Below are 20,357 nucleotides of genomic sequence, written 5' to 3'. Positions count from 1 at the left end.
TTTTTTTTCAATAAGCTCAATTTTTCTATATGTTAGTTGTTGAATGGCATAGTTGTAGTAGGTTTGCCATAACTCAATTATATGTTTGAGCTTTCAGAAAAAATATCGCATTATTTCTTTTCTAATATTCTTCTTTTATCACTTCAAATGAGAGCGATTCCACATTTGCAGTCGAGAGCAAAAATACTATATAAAAAAACAAAAAGGACGACACAAAGTCATCCTCGTTGTATTATTTTCAGTTTATCACGTTAGTAGAATCACTTGTACCTCATGCGGCTGAACAATAGCATTTACCACAAAATTCGCAGTCACTTGCTGCGACCGCATTTGAAATAGCGGCAGGGACCGATTTTCAAGATAAGACCATTCTTCTGGACGCATTTCCTTGGGCGCACCCATATTCAGCCACTCGTCAAAGGTACTTCCCCCAGCCGGACCTACCGAATACCTGCGCTCTGTATAAACACCCGGCGTTAAACCGTCCAGACGAATGTGGTACTGACGGGTATTCCGTATATTGAACACATTGTACCGTTCGGTTTGGGTCAGGTGAGTGGTATGACGGTAGCGATACAGTGTATCATAATGACAATAATTATAAATGAATATCTGTATTTCACCTTTCGAAGAAGTTATAAAATACCCGTCGCCTTCAGCTACCAGGCTGCTGCCTGCATACCGCAACAACTGCAGGGCGCGATAACAGCTTTTGGACAATCCCCCGCGAGTGAATAAACCAAACCCGCCATGAAAAAGCTCCGCCGAAGGAACGATCTCCTCCATATGGTCACTTAGCGTCCAGTATCCCATAGCCTCAAACTGATCGTAGTTTTCCAGTATGTTTTTGAAAAGAAAGGCGGATTTGTAGGAGGTGTCGTTGCACAAATCACGCTGCCAGATGCTATTGCTCCACTCTTCAAGAATCACGGGCAGATTGCCGAAACCGCGTTGGCGCAACAGCTTTTTGACCTTATGCAAAGCGTGCCCCAAAAACTGCTCATCGCCGCTTGCCGCAAGAGGAAAAGCTTCATCCTCTGCCATAAGCTGTAGACCTGTGTCTTCCTGATCTGGTAATATGCTGTGATAAGCACCTAGAGCCAGTGTGTCGGGCATACAGTTATCCTTGCTGCAAGCCACTAGAAAGTCACTAATATAATCACTCGAATCAATGCTGCAACCTGGGCCAGCGATATGCAGTTGCGGATCGATAGCTCGGATCGCGCGGCTGGTCTCTCGGTAAAGCACCCAGAATTCTTCCAATGTAAACACACCATAGCCCGAAAACTCAGGACTCATGAAGGGAGAGAACCTCCATTCCCGCACTGACTCAATCCCATATCGGTCAATGAAATGCCGAACAAGGGAAGTCACGAGGGCGAGCCATTCGTCTAATTTCTTGGGCATAGATAGGATGCTTGGCCTTCTGAATGGAAACACGGCTTCCCTCGCTAATGCAGATGGCATATAACTGAATTCCACAAAAGGCTTTAACTCCACTGAAAGAATGAAGTCTAGTACCTCATCTACATAAACAAAGTTATAATCCACGCTGCCCGACAATTTGCTGACATACAGCATCATGTCATCGTCCAACAAACCTTTACAACGAACATAGCGAAAACCAATGTCCTTTTGCATCTTTCGTATTTGCGCCTGCACCGCGCCATTCAGCAGATCTTTGGCATATCCTGCATTTACCAACGTCCGCCAATTATGACTCAACGTCCGAATCTTACGGCTAATGTCCACATGCAGATCATGTACCTCGTTGACCTGAGGTCGGACAATGGATTGCTCGGGTTGATGCAAATGTCGCATCAGTGAAGAAAAATCGGTCGAAAATCCCTCGTTAGCGGTACCGTTCTCCTTAGGCTCAGCGGCATCATTGTTATTTACACGACGGTATTGCCCTGGTGTAACGCCATAGCACCGTTTAAAGGCGTCGATCAACGCGTTGGCACTTGGAAACCCAGCTTCTGAGGCGATGTCCGTGATCGTTCTTTCACTACGAAGCAGAGCCACTGCCTGACTCAACCTGACATTGGTTAGATAGGCAGTGAATGTAAGACCAAGCTGTTTCTGAAATAAATGTGACAAATAGGCGCTGCTTAAATAAATAGTGGTGGCTAGTCCGCTCAGTGAAATATTTTCCCGATAATGTCGGTGGATATAATCGGTGGCTTTGCGCAACCTTTCCCTGCTTGAGGATCTAGAGGGATCCGTATGCTTGTGCTGCTCTAAAAAATTATGCACTAAGTTGTTCAGCAGCACCCCCACGCGACTGCGCAGTAATATAGGCAAACGAGATTCGTTTTTGTAATAGGCCTGGAATACGCTGGCGAACTCACTGCGGAGTAAATTAAAGCGTGCCTGCTCCTCCTTCGGGTACAGAAAAGACTTACACTCGATAATAATACTTTCGATCTCAGGACAAAAGGACGCCAAAAATGCGGGTGAGATAAACAACGACAGTGCCTTGCCCGAACCTTGCATTTCCAAGCGGTGCAATTGGTAGCTGTTCAACACAATAATGTCATCCTGCCGAACTTCATAGGCAAACTGATTTTCATCCAGCTGTAATACCCCAGTTCCCTGCAAGATGTACATCACCTCTAGTTCCTGATGCCAGGAAGCGATAGAGTCGTCAGGGAGGTTAATTGAAAACCGAAAATCCGAGGCTGCCAATGTATCTTCTTGCATACCTAACCTCCTATGAATGTATCTTAATAGACAGACAGCCAGGCACGATTCTAACGTATGACAGTAGGAAATCCAGACCATTGCTTGCCTCATCCAAAATCGTATCATATAAACCCATGAAAGCAAATTTACCTTTCATAATATAAAGAAACGTAATAATGTAGCGCGGAAGTTTGACGAGCTGGAGTTTAGAAGCTTGATCTCCCTTATAGGTTAGATGTACAAGAAAGAGCCCTCCCTAGAATATTTTAGGGTAGGGCTCTTGTTTTACCTGTGATAAGGAATAATCGAAATGCTTGAAGGAAGCACGATCCCCCAGCAGTCCTCTTTATTTTGTCTTCTTCATGATCCAGCTGCGGACACGATCACTTTTAACAGGGTGTATAAACATAATTTCACTTGTTTTAAAAGCTTTACTCACCGTATCCTTATCGAGTTCCGGCTTCCAATGATTAAATAACTTGAACGACCGGGGATATGTCCGCGTTTTTGCTCCACATTTTTTTGCTAAAGTCGGGAATATCATTTCACCTAAGGCCTCGACCTTGGTAGATTCTAATAATTTCTCAAGTTTTTTTCCATCTATGATCTTCAAGATTTTTTGAATCATTTCATAACTATAGGTTTGAAAAGGATTTGATGTTTTACAAAAATATTTTTCTTTGAAAAATGGTTCCCACTTTTTCCAGTTTTTGAACATAGACTTCGTCCCAGGGGATCTTGGTCTATCTTTTTTAGGGTTATATACTCTCCAATGCTGCCCTATAAAATCGTAACCTTTCAATTTTTTATACAGGTACTTATCAAACCCGGGTTTTATAAACATCGTATCTGATTCCAAGTAGACAATATAGTCGTAGTGAATATCCATAGACTTCAGCCATCTCGTTACGTCGTATAAAACTCTTCCGGTTTTTCTGTATTGCAGTGGTTTGCTATAAGGGCAAAGCTTAACTTCGTTATATCTTAGTGTAACTTCTTTGCCGAAATCTTCATTTGGACCGCCATTATACAATACAACCATGTAATCTTTTTTAATAAATTGACGAATATTGTCTATTTGATCCATGACAGCTTTTTCGTTTTCATGGGCTACTAATGAGAAACAGATCATAAAGTCCGCCTCCTAAACTAAAATTACTTTATTCATTCTTCTTGCTGCTTTTAATCCACTCTACTAGATCTTTTTTTCCGCAATATCTTTAAACAGTGTTAGAGCACGTGCCACCGCTTGGTCCATATTATAGTATTTATAATCTGCCAGCCGCCCTGCGAATAGCACTTTATCCTTGATCTCTTCTGCTTCCTTCAAGTATAAGTTATAGAGCTGTTTGTTCTCTGCGCGTGGAATGGGATAATAAGGATCTGTTTTTTGATTATATTGCTGAGGGTACACGTAGGTTATCGTTGTCTTTGGAGAAATTTGACCGGTAAGGTGTTTTTGCTCGAGTATACGGGTAAAATCATAATCGGTGTTGTAATTTATCGTTCCGGCCTCTTGGTAATATTCTTGATTCAAAGTTTGGAAATCAAAGCGAAGGCTCCGGTAAGGAAGTGTCCCATGCTTGCGATCAAAGAAAGTATCGATTGGACCTGTATAGATCATGCGCTTAAACTTAACTTCTCCAATAATCTCGCGATAGTCCGTGTTCAATAGTAGTTTAATGTTTGGGTGATTCAGCATACGACTAAAAAGGGCTGCGTAGCTATGTTTTGGAATACCTTGATAAGTGTCTTGGAAATACCGGTTGTCTCTGCTAATATAAACCGGTACTCTCGCAGTGACAGATGGATCAAGCTCTTCCGGCTTCAGCTCCCAGTGCTTTAGGGTATAGCGGTAAAAAACCTTTTGATAGATATACTCAGCCAAAAAGCTTAGGTCTCCGCTCGCGCTTTCCCGAAGTTTTAGTATTGGGACTTTTACGCCGTAACCATAATTCTTAATGAGAAGATCCTCAAGCTTCTCCGCATATCTAGGGGGAAAAAGCGCATAAATCGTGTTTAGATTAAATGGAACGGGAACTTTCTTCCCGTCCACAACGGCAAGAACATGATGATAATAGTGTCTCCATTCTGTAAACCGAGAAAGGTAGTTCCATACCATTGCGGAGTTGGTATGAAACGTATGCGAACCGTACTTATGAATCAAGATGCCGTCTTCGTTGTAGCAATCGTAGGAATTGCCTCCGATATGATCCCTCTGCTCTACTAGTAAAACTTTTTGGCCTAGTTGCGAAGCGATCCGCTCTGCTAATGTGGCACCTGTAAATCCGGCACCAACGATAAGCCAATCTACTTGCATGAATCAACACTCCTTTCAAGAAGCTACGATAATTGTGATAGATTAGTATATTCCAAATCGTAAAAGAGGTGCTGTCTTTGAAAATTTTTTTTGGTCACTACCAGCGTTCCCAATGTTTTCACATGTCTTTTAAAGATGAATACGATACTAGTAACGGACATATTTTAAAGAGGTGGTTTTCATGGGAGAAAACTATTTAAAACTTGACGATCTAGCTACTATTGAGAATTGGATAAAAAAAGTAGAGGAGATGGATCTTAGACAAAAAAAATACGTTGCTAAACAGGCTTTACGAAAGTTAAAGCTTTCTTATAAAGTGATCGGCAGAGGAAGGAGCAGAATCGTTTATGACCTCAGAAAGGGTTCTGTTTTAAAAATTGCTTTTACGGTTAAGGGTATAAAGGATATCCAATCAGAAGTTATGTTATACGAATCATCAAAGCCCTCAGTCAAGAGTTATTTTGCCAAGGTAATAGATTATGGCCATGGATGGTGCATAATGGAGAATATCGAAGGCGTTGCTGCTGAAAATGAGAGAAACAGGGATTTAGTACACAAATTGCGAGACGAATTATTAAGGGAGGGAATAAATCCCCGCGATTTAACAAACAGAAGAAATGATGAACCGAGGTGGAAAAATTTCCGGTTTGATAATAAAGGTAATCTTGTAGTTATCGATTATGGAAACTTCCAAAAGATTAAAAAACCGTAAAATAAAAATCCACAAATGAAATAAATTAGACTAGGGCTCCACATTCTATTTTATGGGAGGCTCTTTTTTGCTTGAAACTTGAAATGGGAATATGAGAGCTCTTTCTAAGGAATGGGGCTTATATATCATTAAAAATGAACTTCATATTGGTTTTCATTAATATTGAGTGACTTTCTATAATAGATTTCAGCTGATATATCATTGGATGATATCTAAGGGCGTGTACTTTTCATTTAAGTCTTCCGGTGTTCGATAACCAAAGACTTGCTTGCCATCTTCGTCTAGTTTTTGGATCCATGCTTTATTATGGATGAGGTCCTCTTTGCCTTTTTCGGTAATGGTCTCCTGATGATTGGAGATCACAACTTGTTCCTGGAAACGTCGGGTCACGGCTTCGGCAGAGGTTTCTTTATTAATAAAAATGGGTCCCTCTAAAGCAGATTGGACTATAAACAATCCCACGATGAGAAGAATGTTGATGAACACAACTAAAATTACAGATCGATATAACGGTTACCAAAAACCGCCCTGTCAACCTCCATTTCATAGGCTATTCATCCTTTACCACAAGCTTATATCTCAAGCCTTTCACCGTGATCAGGTACTTTGGATTTGAAGGTTCTTCCTCAATTTTCTCTCGTAATCTTCTGATGTATACCATCACTGTGTTATCAAAGCCAAAGAAATCTTCACCCCATAATTGATAACAAAGTTTTTCTTTACTAATAATATAGTTAGGATGCTTAAGTAAGTGAGTAAACAGACCCAGTTCTTTGGTTTTCAATTCAATAATTTCCCCATGCTTTCTTATTTCGACTCTTTCTTCATTAAATTCAAATGGACCAACCTTGATGACGGGATCCACTTTTTCTTCAACCTGCTGATAATCAGCTCTTTTAAACTGAGCTTTAATCCTGTATGCCACTTCTTTGGGACTAAATGGCTTTGTTATATAATCGTCACCACCGATAGCGAAGCCCAAGATTTTATCAATTTCTTATTGGGAGTTTAGGTTGTTTCATTTAATCTGAGTAAGTGGACCAATCGATGCTTTGTTTACCTAGCAGTATACGCTGTTCTTAGAATTCATCATAGATACTAAGGCTGTATTGTTTCAAAAATTCCCTTCGTCGGCGATCGGATCATATTCTTGACATTGAGAAATGACAACTATTGTCCGGCAGATGGGCTCCAATTGCTCTTCGGTTCGGGTAAAGCCTTTTCTGACCTCTGATTTTATCCAAATTTATTACTAATTAGGAAAATGGAGATCGGTTAACCAGTGCTAGTATAGGTAATTGGGGCGGAAAAGACGGTTCTTTCTGGGATAGCAAGTTTTACTATTGGTTATTGGGCTAGCTTTAAGATTATCGGTTCATAATGGGGAAATAAGGGATAGTCAAATGGGCTAATTAGTGCCTGAGTAATGAAATGGACCAAATAAACAATAGTAAAATGGCTTATTTGTCGCGAGGTACCCCTAAAATTCAAGCTTCCATAAAAAGCAGGAGTGAAGCAGCAAAGAACACGGATATATCGTTTGTGGAAAGCAGAAAATCACACTACAGATTCCAGAGAGAACAATATACTAGACCTAAGTAGTAACTTCAAATTTAACTATTCTATTATTTCTCTTTCGAGTGGAATTAAGACCCTGTGAGGCTTCAACATGATCATAAGAAAAAGGGCGTTCTTAACTCCCGAAGAGCGGGAGCGCTGAACGTCCTCTTACTGATTGAAGGCCGAAAACTAGTCGAGCTTATCTTTCAACTCACCGATCTTCTCCTGCGCTTCACCTTTGGCTTTATCGATTTTTCCCTCTGCTTGAAAGGACTTGTTATCGGTAGCGTTCCCGATCTGATCCTTCACTTCTCAGCTCCTTTGTATGGTATATCCATATTACCCTATCAAGCAAGGATTCAAACAGGATCTTGCGAACCTGGCTAGCTCCGCTTCTGATCGCATTCAAGATTCTAAGCTGATTGAGTAGCTGCTGCGAGACACAAACAGAGCGGGATGCTTGATATTGTACAAGCATCCCGCTCTGTTCTTATGAGTTATTAGGAAGCTACCACCTCGGAAAATTACTTTCCGATTTTGATTTCTCCGGATAGCTCCGCTGTTAGATTAATCAGAGGGTCACCTGTAGGTTCATTTCCGTTCCAAACCTGGATGGATACGGCTTCTTTTTGTCCTTTTCCACCCTCCGATACGATCAACCGCACGGTATAATCCTCACCATCTACTCTCTTCGTGCCTTGCAGATACGCGCTACCTTCAGTGACAATTACCCAATCCACAGCTTTTACATCCACATCAAAACCCTTCGGCTCAACGTGCATTCTCCATCTATCTTTCTTCTCCGGACTCAGCTTAACATCGAAATGCAATTTGTTCCCGATGCGCCCGAACATATTGTCAGCCGGCAAATGGATAAAACCATTAATCTTCACTTCTATGTCAGTCTTATTGTTTACTGCCACGTCGGTAACCGCAGACGCGTTCATATAGTACCCATTCTCCACAAGCTCCGTACGAACTTCGTACAACCCTGCAGGCAACGACATATTGACAGATACATTCCCTTGACTGTCGGTTCTATATATTTCCTGTAAACCCGGTACAACTACAGGCACTATTGAACCATCCATCCTAATGGACTGAACAATGAACCTGATTGGCAATCCATCTAGCTTGCCAAGACTTCCGTCCTGTTCCTGCTGTACTTGTGCGGCGAGAAGCAGAGTACCCGTCTCGACTGCCTGACGGTCACCCGTATAGGCTATGATTGCGTTCTCCTTACTCACCGTCAATTGTGCTGTGTTACTTGCACTACGCAGGAACTTGCTTTCATTCTGCATATGCACAGCGTTGATGACGTTATGCCCGTTGGTCGTATTAGTTGTACCGATTGCCACAGTGTACATTGCAGTTGCCTGCCCTTGCGCATCTGTTTGCGCCGTAGCCACAACCTCCTCGTTCACTTGGAACGTGATTGTTGAATCGACTATAGGGGCACCGCTTCGATCCATTAACTTGGCATTAAGCTGCGTAGCGTCGCTATATACCCCTACCGCGTTGTCGACTGTAAGAATCGTGCTCGTATATAGACTAAAATGGATCTCTCTTGTAGCAGTGTTACCGGCTTTGTCCACGGCCGTTACAGATAGTGTGTGAGCACCCGCTGCGGTTACGGCAGCACCTTCCACCCACGGCTTTCCATCCAGCAATACAGTCAACTGTTTCACACCGCTGCCTTGATCCGATACAGCTACGGTCGGCATGACAGTGTCTGTATAATCTTTACCCTCAGCCACCCCGTCAATCGTAATGGTTGGAGCGGTTTGATCAGCCTGCACGGTTACAAGAGGTAATTCAATAGCTGTGCTTTTACCGAGACCGATCACATGTGCATAAACATTATAATTATGCGCACCTGCTGCAGGACCTGGAATCGTCACGGTTACTCGTGTATCCTCACCCGCTCCGCTCGCTTGGGCTACTATGAGGTCTCCCTCTTTAACCACAATCGTCGAACCGTTCGTTGCAGTCACATTGAAAGTAATATCCGTTCCCTCGGTTACATTAGTAACAGGTTCTCTTCGCAACGTAAGCTCAGTGCGTTCCTCTGGGGCAACTATGGTAGCTACAGATGCATTGTCCACATAGGCGGATGCAACAAAAGCTGTTGCTCCAACCATAATCAATCGAATGAATTTGGCTCCAGCCGGTGCTGGAGTCGTAAGAGACATATTACCCCATTGATTAATCGTTGTCGTTACTTCCTTGCTCATCGTAATACCTGGAACGACTGCCATCTCTTTACCCGTTGCGTCATGGTAACGAACTTGCATAATGGGACGATTGGAAGAGCGGCCTGGTGGATTGCTGGTACGGAATACATCCATGGATGAAGTATATGTTCTTCCTCCAATCACAGGAACTAATCCAGAATCTACCGCTACCTCCAGAGCAGTCTCATTATCAAACAGCCGCAGGCTCTTGCTCCCGCTCTTCGCCTGATCCGTTGAAACTTCAATAGCGGCTTGCTTGCCAACGTGAGTCTCTGGCTTGCGGATCGACCAGCCCGCGATCGTACCGTTCGCACTCAGTGGCTGTTCAAAGCCTGCATTCGTTACATCCAGCTCTTGTGTTACAGGACCTGCTGGCGGAGCATCCGTTATCATCTTCTTATATACTTTGACATTATCAAAGTAGGAGGTGCCAATCCAAGCTAGTGAGCAGAATAAGACCAATTTGCCCGTCACCGCGCCTTCTGGCGCTATCGAGCTGAATTCTGCTTGGGCCCACTGCCCGCTCGGGGACGTGAAGTAGTTCGCAGGTGCCGGCGTTAATGTGATTTCCTTCCCTTCCGAATCGTAATATCTCATCGCAAAAATGGTTCGTCCACTGTTCAGGTAAATATCAGCTTTCCCTTTATACTCCAAACCCGGGGTGACTGGAAACGGAATAGAGATAACACCCGTTTCTGCTTCAATCGAAGTATCCGTGATCTTCAAGCTGCGGGTACCTTCGTACGAATTCTCGTTCGTTACTTCATAATTTGCAGCACTCGTATGAGATGCAAGCCGTTCCCAACCTGGAATTGTACCATCTTGGTTTACTTCCTCGAAGTTGCCATTCACTACAGGAACCTCCACATCGACGTAAGTTGGTGGATTACCTGGAGTTACAGTAATTTTCTTCAAAATGGCTGCTTCGTTGTAGTAAATGTTGCCATCTTTTCCTACGACCATAAGGTTGGTCTTCGTTCCAGGAATGGTTACATGCGCCATTGTTTTGGGATCCACAACTGTTACGGTACTGCCTAGAGTCGTGTACAAGAAGCCATCTTTGTCCCAACGCAGTTTCACCGGAACCCAATAGTGACCGAATACCCAATTGGTCGATATAATCTCTTTCTGTTTAACAATTTCATAAGTATCTGGATTCATTGCGAACAGGGTACCATAGGCAGCCCCCCATAATAATCCATCCGGACCGAACGACAATCCGCCTATTGCCTTTGGCTTTACCCCACCTGCCTGCTGAATAGCTGGAGTAAACTCTTTTATTACTTTCTTCGTTTTAACATCCCAAACAAACATTCTTGCTTCTGGCGCGCTTGGTTCTATTCCTAAGCCACCCCATACCGTGGTAGATCCATACAATAAACCCTCGCCTTTGACCGCACCCTTTCGGTACGCAAGCCCCATGATACTCTGGTTCTGTACGACATTTCGATGAGTTTCCCAAGTCGAACCGTCGTAGATAGTAAGAGCACCACCTAATTCACCCAGTTTCGGGATGGTTCCATTGAATAACAAATCATCACCCGTTACCATCACGAATGGACGATCTTGTTGATCCTCAATATGATGAATGATCTTCGGATTAATATTCCGTTCTAGTGGAAGAGTTGTATCTAGCTCATGTATAAAACTAGCCGGGTATACTCCGAACATCATTTTGTTACCATATGGAGTCATTCCCTCAGCTTGCCCCATACTGAACAACTCTTTGGTACCATTCTCGATGTTATAGCGCGCTCCATAAGCACCCAGATAACCAGAACTGTATAACAAGCCTTCAGGACCTAACTCCAAGGATTGTATAGATACGGGTGTTCCAGGTACAACGGGTTCAAAAGTTTTTACAGTATTGGTCGTAAAGTTCAGTACCGAAATCCCGCCATTAGTTAAGACCGTAGCAAGTGATTTACCGGGAAGTTCAGGATCATTCATCTCAACCCATCCCGGTTGGCGAAGGTACGTAGAGAATTCAAGATTAGTCGGTGTAATTTCTCGCGTTTCCAGATCGAATGTCTGAATTTTCCCTTCCATGCCTAAATACACTTTTCCATCCAGCTCTGGCGAGACGTGCATCCCTCGGTAATATCTATCGAGATCTTCCACCGATGACCACTCGGGCAGCCAAGCTTGAGCATCCAAATCATAAATGAGCAATCTCTGTGAACTCAATAGAATAAACATATAATTTCGCACGATACTAATGGAATAAAGTTGCATAACTTTTTCTTCTGTATACTGCGGAACGTTTGGAAAAGGAATGAGTACTTTACTGCCGTCGTTCGGGTTGACTTTATACAATTCACCGACGGCTCCAGTGCCTGCATACAGATACCCATCATAGTAAGCTACCGCTCTTATATAATCCTTGCCATCTGAAATCCGGCCAAATACGGTGAGCTTGTTTGCGGTAGTGTCATATTTAAAAATACTGGCTGTCGGAAATGTACCTCCGTAAATATTGTCATGTTCATCAACTGAGAGTCCGTATAGTTCGCTTGCACCTGCTATGCCTGCTAGTCTCTCTGCTTGTTTAGTGACAGGGGAGTAGCGGTATAGTCCATTTTTTGAACCCATATATACTTGCCCTTTAGAATCGATCACATGACTGTTTGAACTGCCCCCTTCAGGTAACGGAACAGTGCGGATCAAGCTGTAATTTTCCATATCCACTACGCTAAATAGTCCCGGATCACCTGTTACGGTTGTGTACATAACCTGCTTGCCATCCTCTACTCCAAAAACAGCATCTGACGCTTTAGGTGAGGTGACCATTGGACCAATATCTTCTGGCGAAGAGAATAGCAACGGAACTACGGGAGTTGGTGCCGCCTCGACCGTTGTTTGGGGCAAGATGGGAACGAATATTGATATTCCTAAAATAGCGACCAACATTTTGGTCATCAGTTTACGCGACTTTTTTACGATCTGTTTGGATAACATTTTCTCAGCTCCTTATATTAAGATCTAACACTGAATGGTGACGCTTACAGATCGAGACGGTTTTTTATACGTCCTTCCTCAAATTACGGGAACGAATCCGGGATCTACTGCAACCACGTCCTTATTATCATCCTCCCTAGTTTCCGTCTTGACTGTAAACGATTTCATCGTGGTTCATATGTAGTATATGTAACTTTGTATTCATAATAGCATATGCAATTTTTTTAGGTCAATTGGTTTTTTGTAGTTCCAAAAAAAGAAAAAAAAGCCTGAGTGAAGGAATACACCTTCGCCCAGGCCTTTTTGCTTACTTCTGCATCAAATAAGCTCCTTTTACAACTTCAACTGTTTATTGAATAAACGAATCAATCCCTCTTCATCGACCAATTCGGAAAAGTACTGTCCCAAGCAACCGCCCAGTGTCTGTATCTCATCAAAAGACAGCTGCAGACGATCATGAGTCGCATAGTGGGGAATAAGCTCCCTATGGAGCTCGAGTCGTGCAGGCTTGTTCGGTAGTTCAGGCTGAGTCGTCTCCGTCACCCATTTATTCGATGGCAGACTGAACGAATGACGTCGGATGAAGGTCTGACTTTCTTCGGACAGCAGGAAATCCGCGAAACACTTGGCCTCCTCCTTTTGAGCGGACATTGCTCCTACCGCAATGCCAGTGGTCAGAAGCTGCGTGTCATGGGAGCGGGATTTGGGAAGTTGGGCAATATCGAACGGAAACTCTGCATCCCTTAATTGATTCAATCGATAATAGGTTGTGAGAATAACCGAGACCTTTTGCTGCTTGAACAGTTTCTCCGCATCATGCTCCCCGAACGACATCACGAGCGGGAACATCCCCTCTTCATGAATCAGCTCACGAAGAAAGCGCAATAAACTAAGCGCATCCGGGTCGGTGAGTGACAGAAGCCCCTCTTCGTCTCTCTGGAACTTCACTTGATTCTGCAAGAAGAAGATCGGCCAACGCGTATAGGAGGATATGTGAAAGAACAAGCCGAAGCGGTTGGGGGCAGCGACTTTGCCCAGTGCTTCGCGCAGATCCTGCCAATCCCAGCTGCTGTCCGGCTCGAACAGCCGACGCTGCTGGAAATGTTCTTTATTGTAACAAAGCACCACCGGAGAAAAGATAAACGGCCTCACGGCTACTGTTCCCTCATCGGTTGCGAATAAGGCATTCAGGAAAGGATACACCTCTTGCTGAGGAGTAAAATGTTCGAGCACATGCAGATTCTTAAACTCTTGAAAATGTAAATAATCCGTGTGATTCAATGTAATCACGTCCACAATGCCTGATTGCAGCAGCTGTTTCGTGCTTTCTGCCTGAAAGTATGGCAGCTTTAACTGCTCTATCCTGATGGATGGGTGAGCCTTCTCGAACCTTTCAATTAGCTCGCCTATATTCGCTTCCTCATACAGCGAAGGGTAAACGCCGAAGCGAACTACCTTCTGCTGAGGCCTCGCAGCTACCTGGGTGCCAACTCTAGGAAGCTTGATGATGAGCCCTTCCTCTCTCAGCTTCTCCAATATAATGCGTACGGAATTTTTACTGAGTTGGAATTGGTCCGCCAAAGCCGTCTCCGCTGGCAGAAAATCGCCGGGCTTGTAAGTTCCGCTCACAATGTTCTGACGTATGGAACTCAGCAGCTCATTCAATCGATTCTGAAATGTATTTCGGTCCGGTTTAGCCATCTTGCCTGCTCCTTAAAGCATGATTTAAAATCTCTTTTATATTCCTGATAACTCCTGGTTCATATATAGTATACAAAAATGATAGAATGATTACCACAACGCATATTATATAAACCAGAGTCTATCATTTCTCATACTCTCAACGAAGAAGGCTGCTCCTAGCAGATTACTCTGCTTCGGGACAGCCCCCTCATTGCCGTTATACTACTAACCAGTTCCATAACGTTGGCATAAAGCCTCCAACTCGTGGAATGAAACCTTATAGATCGCCATGCTGTTCACATTATATGTTGTTGAGCCTGGTAATTCGAGGAATTTGGAGAAGAACCTCGTCAGAATAAGTAAGCAGGTCAACTCCATCCCTTCCCCTATAAAACGAAAGACGTTGTTTATAGGCGAAAAATTGAAATTGATATCAAAGTGGACCGGTGCAATCCTCCATCAGAATGATCGTCTCTACCCCTAATTACACTTGCTATACCCGCAATTACTGCACTGCTTACAGCCCTCAATATTGATCAATGTAGCGGAGCCGCATGACGGGCAGAGATCGCGCGAGCCCTCTCCTTTCGTTTGAACGCTTGATTCAATTAGCTTTTCTGGAGGTAACTCATCTGCCTGAGAATTCATCCCTAACAATTCAGAACTTTCAATCGCCGCAGCGTGCTCTTCACCGCTCTCCGTATGAATCTCCAATGACTTCGCAACCGCATCAGCGATGGATTCTACACGATTAACACCGAAGCCGATCGCACCCGTGCCTCCTATACCCTTCAAATGCTTAATAAGCAGCTTCACTTTATTGCCATGCTCACCGTAACGCAGAAATAACGAGCAAACTCGGCCTAAAGCTTCTGCCATGGCGAAAACATCCGAACCCGCTTTGCCTACATTTAAGAAAATTTCAGCAGGTGTGCCGTTCAAGTCATTGATTGTTATATATGCCATACCGAAGGGCGTATTGACCTTATAAGTAGCGCCACGTAAAACTTGCGGGCGACGTTTATATTGTTTATCCAGCACTTGATTCGCCCGTAGATTTGAAGCCGTTAGCACCTCTAAGTCAGCGTCATTAGGCTTCTCACTGCTATTTATAACAGGTGAATCTTCCTTCTCTGACCCTTGATCATCTGCCAGCTTCGTATTTTCTTCCGCCGACTCTTCCTTCTTCGTCGACAGCACCTGAACATCACGACTTCCGTCTCTGTAGATCGTTACCCCTTTGCAGCCCAGCTCAAAAGCAAGCTCATATAGTCTGCCTGTCTCTTCCACCGTAAAATCAGCCGGACAATTCGCCGTTTTCGAAATCGAGCTGTCAACCCAGCGCTGTATGGCAGCTTGTACGCGAATATGATCCTCTGCCGACAAGCTCATTGATGTCACATAATAATCCGGTAATTCCTCCCCAGGATGAGCATCCTTCCACTCCGCAGCAATCGGCACATATTGCTTATCAAATCCAAGTCGGCTCTGACGATAATACTCGAATGCAAAATAAGGCTCAATTCCCGTGGACGTGCCGACCATCGTACCTGTACTGCCTGTCGGTGCTTGCGTTATGACTGTAACATTGCGCATTCCGCGTTCCGCAACCGCGTCTCCAATCTCTGGGAACTCATCAATCATATTTTTCATAAAGCCGCTCTGAACATATTTCACCGCATCAAAAGCTTTAAACGAACCTTTCTCCCCAGCAATTTCAGTCGATCCCAAATAGGATTCACGCGCAATAAACGCATACAGCTTATCTAAGAATACTAACGACTCCGGACTGCCATATCGAATTTCTAATTTAATCATCAGCTCCGCAAGCCCCATTGTACCAAGCCCTATACGCCGCTCTAGCTTCTGGTTTTGCTCGTTTTCCTCAAAATGATACGGCGTCTTATCAATTACATTATCGAGGAATCGTACCGACCATCTCGTCACCTTGGCTAGATCATCCCACGCCACATCATGACTTTCCTCATCGTAAAATTTAGATAAGTTGATTGCTGATAAATTGCAAACACCCCAAGCTGGCAAGCCTTGTTCACCACACGGATTCGTACTAATAATCGGGTTAAAATAACAGCTGTTCGACATCTGATTGTAGTATTCCATAAATACGATACCGGGCTCAGCAGATTTCCAAGCGGATTCAATAATCGTCTGCCATACATCACGCGCGCGCACGGTCTTATAGTGAATTACTTTTTTACCAAGTTCTCGCCATTTATCAATATCACCCGTCCATATCTCATCATAATCCACTTCCTTCGTATCCGGAAATACGAGCTCCCAATCCAGATCCTCTTTGACAGCCTTCATAAAAGCATTGCTTACACATACGGATAAGTTGGCATTGGTCACCTGACCCATTGTTTGTTTAATCGTTATGAATTCAAGCACATCCGGATGCCAGTCATTTATCATCAGCATTAATGCTCCGCGACGGCTGCCTCCCTGCTCAATTAGCCCCGTCGCGTAGCTGAACAGTCCGCCCCATGATACCGCACCGCTGGAAGAACCGTTCACGCCGGCAACGATTGCTCTGCGAGGACGAAGCGAAGATAAATTCATTCCTACACCGCCGCCGCGCGCCATAATTTCAGTCATTTCCGTGAGTGTTTGCATAATTCCGCCCCGACTGTCCTTCGGTGAAGGAATGACGTAGCAGTTGAACAACGTCAGCTCCTCGCTTGCTCCTGCACCAGCTGCTATTCGTCCTCCGGGAACTAGCTTCCAATCTTCCAAAATATATTTAAATTTCTCTCGCCATTCCTGCTGCTTATCCTCGGTGACTTCTACGGAAGCCATCGCGCCCGCGAGCCGCTCCCACATCTCTACAGGTGTCTTCTCTATCGTTAGCGTCAACTTCTCAACTGTCGATTCAATGATATCGCCGCTACGCAGCTTCACCGTAACCGCGCTACCTTGTCGCGCCACTACTTCGCCAACTTCCTTTGCAGGGAATTTCGGATCCTCCTTCGTCAGAACAAGTACAACGTCACCGACCTTCGTTTCGTTCGTATCAGCGTTTTTCCAAGCGTATCGATCCAAAAATATTTTTTCGCTCAGTCCTTCTAACCGATTTACTTGTGTTGTTTCCAGCAATATAATTCCTCCTCTATTCACTGCGCACCAAGCCATATGTATCCCAATATATGCTCAAAGCACAATATATTGTGGTCTAAAACAATTATACTACACAACATATTGATATACACATTCATATGTGGCTAAATTTCTAAAGCTTATCCGCTTATACGCCTTCTCTCACGTCTATGCTTGTCCATACTCTATTTTAGAAGGCTTCTTATTATTCTCTAATGAAAAGGCAATACTACATATAACTTATCCCTTATTTTGCGGAAGGAGCTGATCTTAATGTCATTTAATACAACACCACAAGCTGCATCAGCTGAGACAGGTTCAGTTATAGTCAGCCGCAAGCTGCATCCGCTTGTTGATTTACAGTATGATCGTACATGGTTTGAAGAGCTGCAAAATCGTACGACGCGAGGTGGCCCCTGGGACGATTGGACCTTGTATCAGCTTGCGATGGAAGCTGAGCAGTCGAAACGCATTGAAAGCTTCGATCAACTGCAATGCTTACGGACACTTCCGGCATTCGAGCCGATGGCGCATCAAATTAGTACAGCCCGCAAAGTCGTGCACGAAATGGGCGGTCGTGCTATTTTGGCAGATGAAGTCGGTCTAGGCAAAACAATAGAAGCTGGGCTCATCTTAAAAGAGTATATGGTTCGCGGTCTTGCAAAACGGGTATTAATTCTCGTACCTGCATCGCTAGTGCTTCAGTGGGTGCGAGAGCTGAATCAGAAGTTTGGGATATCGGCTGTAGCCCAGAAAAAGGCGCATACTTGGGGATACGATATCGTCGTAGCCTCGATAGATACCGCCAAACGCGACCCGCATCGCGAGCTCGTACTCAGTATCGACTATGATCTAATCATTATCGATGAGGCGCATAAGCTCAAAAATAAAAAAACGACGAATTACCAATTCGCTAATATTTTGCGCAAAAAGTATTGTCTTTTACTCACAGCTACTCCGATCCAAAATGATCTGGACGAGCTATTCAATCTCATTACGCTTCTAAAGCCTGGCCAGCTTGGTGGACAAAGTGAATTTGCCGCGAATTTCGTAGTCGATAAACGTCTGCCTAAAAATGAGGAGCAGCTGCATGAAGCATTATCGGGCGTAATGATCCGCAATCGCCGCGGAGATGGAGGCATTAACTTCACGAAACGTATAGTGAAGAACATTCCGCTTAACCTCTCCGAAGAAGAAAAGGCGCTCTATGACGCAGTCACTGGCTTTGTGAAGGAGCGTTATGACGAGAGCGGCGGTGACATGACAAGCATGCTGTCGCTTGTCACATTGCAGCGTGAGGTTTGCAGCAGCCGCGACGCAGTGTTTCTGACTCTAGTGAATCTCTTCAAAAAAACAGCCGAGGATTCTCCGATGCGTCCGAAGATCTGGGAGCTTGTCGAGAAAATTCGGAGCATTAAAGCGAATACGAAAGCAGAGAAAGCGATGGAGCTTGTCAAGGAAATGGATGACAAGGTCATTATTTTCACCGAATATCGAGCGACTCAAGAATATTTGCTGCAGTTTTTCCGAGCGCAAAATATGATCGCTGTTCCCTACCGCGGCGGCATGAACCGAGGTAAAAAGGATTGGATGATGGATTTGTTTCGCGGTCGAGCTCAAATTCTGATAGCAACAGAAGCCGGAGGCGAAGGTATTAACCTGCAATTTTGCCACCACATGATCAATTTTGATTTGCCATGGAATCCAATGCGAGTGGAGCAGCGAATTGGACGCGTTCACCGTCTAGGTCAAACCGAGGATGTAAAAATTTATAATTTATGCACAATCGGAACGATTGAAGAGCATATCGTCGGTTTGCTGCATGAGAAAATCAACTTATTCGAGCTTGTCATTGGTGAGCTTGATCATATTTTGGAACGCTTTGAAAAAAGTGACGGCTCGATAGAGCAGAGACTTGCTCGGCTGCTGCTGGAAGCCGGTAGCGATAACGAGCTGAAGCAGAAAATTAATCACCTAGGTTCCTCGCTCAGCCGTATTCGCGACGAGGTGAAAACGAGTGAAGTGACGGTAGAGACGGCTCCTAATTTAATTGTTAATTTTGATTCTCTTGGACAAACGGTGGAGGTGCGGCCTTGAACGAGAAACAGGTGCACAAATTTGTAAATCGTTTTTTGGAAGCGACAGAATGTTCTATTTTAGAAAAATCACCATCTCATTTCACAGTTAAACTGTCACCCGCCGCCGATCGGGAGCTAACGAATCGACCTTACTATTGGAGCTTCGTGGATCGGGTAGGCTCAGAGCCCGAAACGATGACCTTCTTATTTGTCACCGACAAGCAAAAATATGATATGACCATTGAACTAGAAACAGCAAAGAAAGCAGAGACTGCCGTAACAGAGGCTGACGCAGCTGCTAATGCTGCGCTCGGGCGTTCACTTGGATTCATACACGGAAGCTTAGCTGCACCTGTACGCGTACCTCGCGAGGATTTATTTTTCGGTGCGCGCAAGCTCGACCAGTTGTTCGATGCCGCCAAGGCGAAGGGTAGTTACGTCTATTTATTCCAAGAACCAGAAAAACGGAGCAGCACGCCATTCAGCTCTACTCCCTATACCGCCTGGCTGGGCGTTAATATGCGAGTCGAGTTTGCCTGTGATCAGAAGCGTGAGGAAATTCATAGCTTTGGTGTTTCACTGGCAACCGGTCAATGTGTCGAGCAATTTTACGACCGATTGTTATCGCATAAGCTGACTCCGCGTCTTCCGGCTAATATTCACATTACGAGAAATGGCATTTCATTCAATAAAGCACTCGGAATCGTGGAGCAAGTATTGGAGCGTAAGCTTAGAGCTTATGATTATAGCTGGGCCGAATCGGCCTCTGCTAGGCTGGAAGATGAGCTTGATCGAGTCAATTCTTATTACGAGCCGCTGATTAATCATGCGACTGAGGAAACAAAGCCTGCAATTCAAGAGCAGTTTACACAGCGACAAGCTGAAATCCGCTGGCAGTATGAGCCTAGAGTGACCTCATCCGCCATAAATTGCGGCATCTTTCATTTGGAAGGCATCGACTGACAAGCATTAGACGATATCTGTTGCCATACGTCAAAAAACGGCGGTATAGT

Annotated in this window: 10 protein-coding genes and 2 pseudogenes; 3 read left to right on the top strand and 9 right to left on the bottom strand. The window is 44.3% G+C overall.

Translation table 11 applies throughout. The features are described 5' to 3' along the window. Positions 1 to 246: 246 nt before the first annotated feature. The 3 genes from AC0YN7_RS02180 to glf all read right to left on the bottom strand — a co-directional run bounded on the left by AC0YN7_RS02180 (position 247) and on the right by glf (position 5,005). Positions 247 to 2,703: a GH39 family glycosyl hydrolase gene (locus AC0YN7_RS02180; RefSeq protein ID WP_475808485.1), complete on the bottom strand. Its 2,457-nt coding sequence runs from the start codon at positions 2,701 to 2,703 to the stop codon at positions 247 to 249. 328 nt (positions 2,704 to 3,031) lie between these two features. Next, positions 3,032 to 3,817 (bottom strand): hypothetical protein, encoded by a 786-nt coding sequence (locus AC0YN7_RS02175; protein ID WP_475808299.1) that lies wholly within the window; start codon positions 3,815 to 3,817, stop codon positions 3,032 to 3,034. 63 nt (positions 3,818 to 3,880) lie between these two features. Beyond that, positions 3,881 to 5,005: a UDP-galactopyranose mutase gene (gene glf, locus AC0YN7_RS02170; RefSeq protein WP_475808298.1), complete on the bottom strand. Its 1,125-nt coding sequence runs from the start codon at positions 5,003 to 5,005 to the stop codon at positions 3,881 to 3,883. Between the two features lie 181 nt (positions 5,006 to 5,186). On the opposite strand from glf, the gene AC0YN7_RS02165 reads away from it, so the two are divergent. Beyond that, positions 5,187 to 5,717: a hypothetical protein gene (locus AC0YN7_RS02165; RefSeq protein WP_475808297.1), complete on the top strand. Its 531-nt coding sequence runs from the start codon at positions 5,187 to 5,189 to the stop codon at positions 5,715 to 5,717. A gap of 198 nt (positions 5,718 to 5,915) precedes the next feature. Here AC0YN7_RS02165 and AC0YN7_RS02160 read toward each other — a convergent pair whose 3' ends face one another. From AC0YN7_RS02160 to AC0YN7_RS02135, 6 genes and pseudogenes are all read right to left on the bottom strand, one after another. After that, positions 5,916 to 6,203, bottom strand: a complete 288-nt coding sequence (locus tag AC0YN7_RS02160; RefSeq protein ID WP_475808296.1) for a hypothetical protein — start codon at positions 6,201 to 6,203, stop codon at positions 5,916 to 5,918. Positions 6,204 to 6,267: 64 nt separating this feature from the next. Then, positions 6,268 to 6,714: pseudogene (locus tag AC0YN7_RS02155) on the bottom strand (winged helix-turn-helix domain-containing protein); the annotation flags it as partial. 752 nt (positions 6,715 to 7,466) lie between these two features. Continuing rightward, a pseudogene (locus AC0YN7_RS02150) lies at positions 7,467 to 7,589 on the bottom strand (CsbD family protein); the annotation flags it as partial. A 212-nt stretch (positions 7,590 to 7,801) separates the two neighbouring features. Continuing rightward, positions 7,802 to 12,469 carry an OmpL47-type beta-barrel domain-containing protein gene (locus AC0YN7_RS02145; protein WP_475808295.1) on the bottom strand — a complete coding sequence of 1,556 codons (4,668 nt, stop codon included), beginning with the start codon at positions 12,467 to 12,469 and terminating at the stop codon, positions 7,802 to 7,804. A 333-nt stretch (positions 12,470 to 12,802) separates the two neighbouring features. Next, the gene (locus tag AC0YN7_RS02140; protein WP_475808294.1) at positions 12,803 to 14,170 is read right to left on the bottom strand and encodes an extracellular solute-binding protein; all 1,368 of its coding nucleotides are present in this window, start codon (positions 14,168 to 14,170) and stop codon (positions 12,803 to 12,805) included. Between the two features lie 462 nt (positions 14,171 to 14,632). Next, positions 14,633 to 17,263 (bottom strand): adenosylcobalamin-dependent ribonucleoside-diphosphate reductase, encoded by a 2,631-nt coding sequence (locus tag AC0YN7_RS02135; RefSeq protein WP_475808484.1) that lies wholly within the window; start codon positions 17,261 to 17,263, stop codon positions 14,633 to 14,635. 276 nt (positions 17,264 to 17,539) lie between these two features. Between AC0YN7_RS02135 and AC0YN7_RS02130 the strand changes: the two genes are divergently transcribed. Next, a complete protein-coding gene (locus AC0YN7_RS02130; RefSeq protein ID WP_475808293.1) occupies positions 17,540 to 19,363 on the top strand; it encodes a DEAD/DEAH box helicase in 1,824 nt (607 codons plus the stop codon). After that, a complete protein-coding gene (locus tag AC0YN7_RS02125) occupies positions 19,360 to 20,307 on the top strand; it encodes a YqhG family protein (RefSeq protein WP_475808292.1) in 948 nt (315 codons plus the stop codon). Before AC0YN7_RS02130 ends, AC0YN7_RS02125 begins: the two co-directional genes overlap by 4 nt. Positions 20,308 to 20,357 lie beyond the last annotated feature (50 nt).

The organism is Paenibacillus sp. J31R122 (assembly GCF_056269185.1).
Note: the sequence above shows the minus strand (reverse complement) of the source record. Positions and strands in the feature narration are given on the sequence as shown.

What these genes read in the sequence shown, in the direction of transcription:
- AC0YN7_RS02130 (WP_475808293.1), top strand. Translation starts at nt 17,540, where the DNA reads ATGTCATTTAATACAACACCACAAGCTGCATCAGCTGAGACAGGTTCA.
- AC0YN7_RS02175 (WP_475808299.1), bottom strand. Translation starts at nt 3,817, where the DNA reads ATGATCTGTTTCTCATTAGTAGCCCATGAAAACGAAAAAGCTGTCATG.
- AC0YN7_RS02180 (WP_475808485.1), bottom strand. Translation starts at nt 2,703, where the DNA reads ATGCAAGAAGATACATTGGCAGCCTCGGATTTTCGGTTTTCAATTAAC.
- glf (WP_475808298.1), bottom strand. Translation starts at nt 5,005, where the DNA reads ATGCAAGTAGATTGGCTTATCGTTGGTGCCGGATTTACAGGTGCCACA.
- AC0YN7_RS02165 (WP_475808297.1), top strand. Translation starts at nt 5,187, where the DNA reads ATGGGAGAAAACTATTTAAAACTTGACGATCTAGCTACTATTGAGAAT.
- AC0YN7_RS02145 (WP_475808295.1), bottom strand. Translation starts at nt 12,469, where the DNA reads ATGTTATCCAAACAGATCGTAAAAAAGTCGCGTAAACTGATGACCAAA.
- AC0YN7_RS02140 (WP_475808294.1), bottom strand. Translation starts at nt 14,170, where the DNA reads ATGGCTAAACCGGACCGAAATACATTTCAGAATCGATTGAATGAGCTG.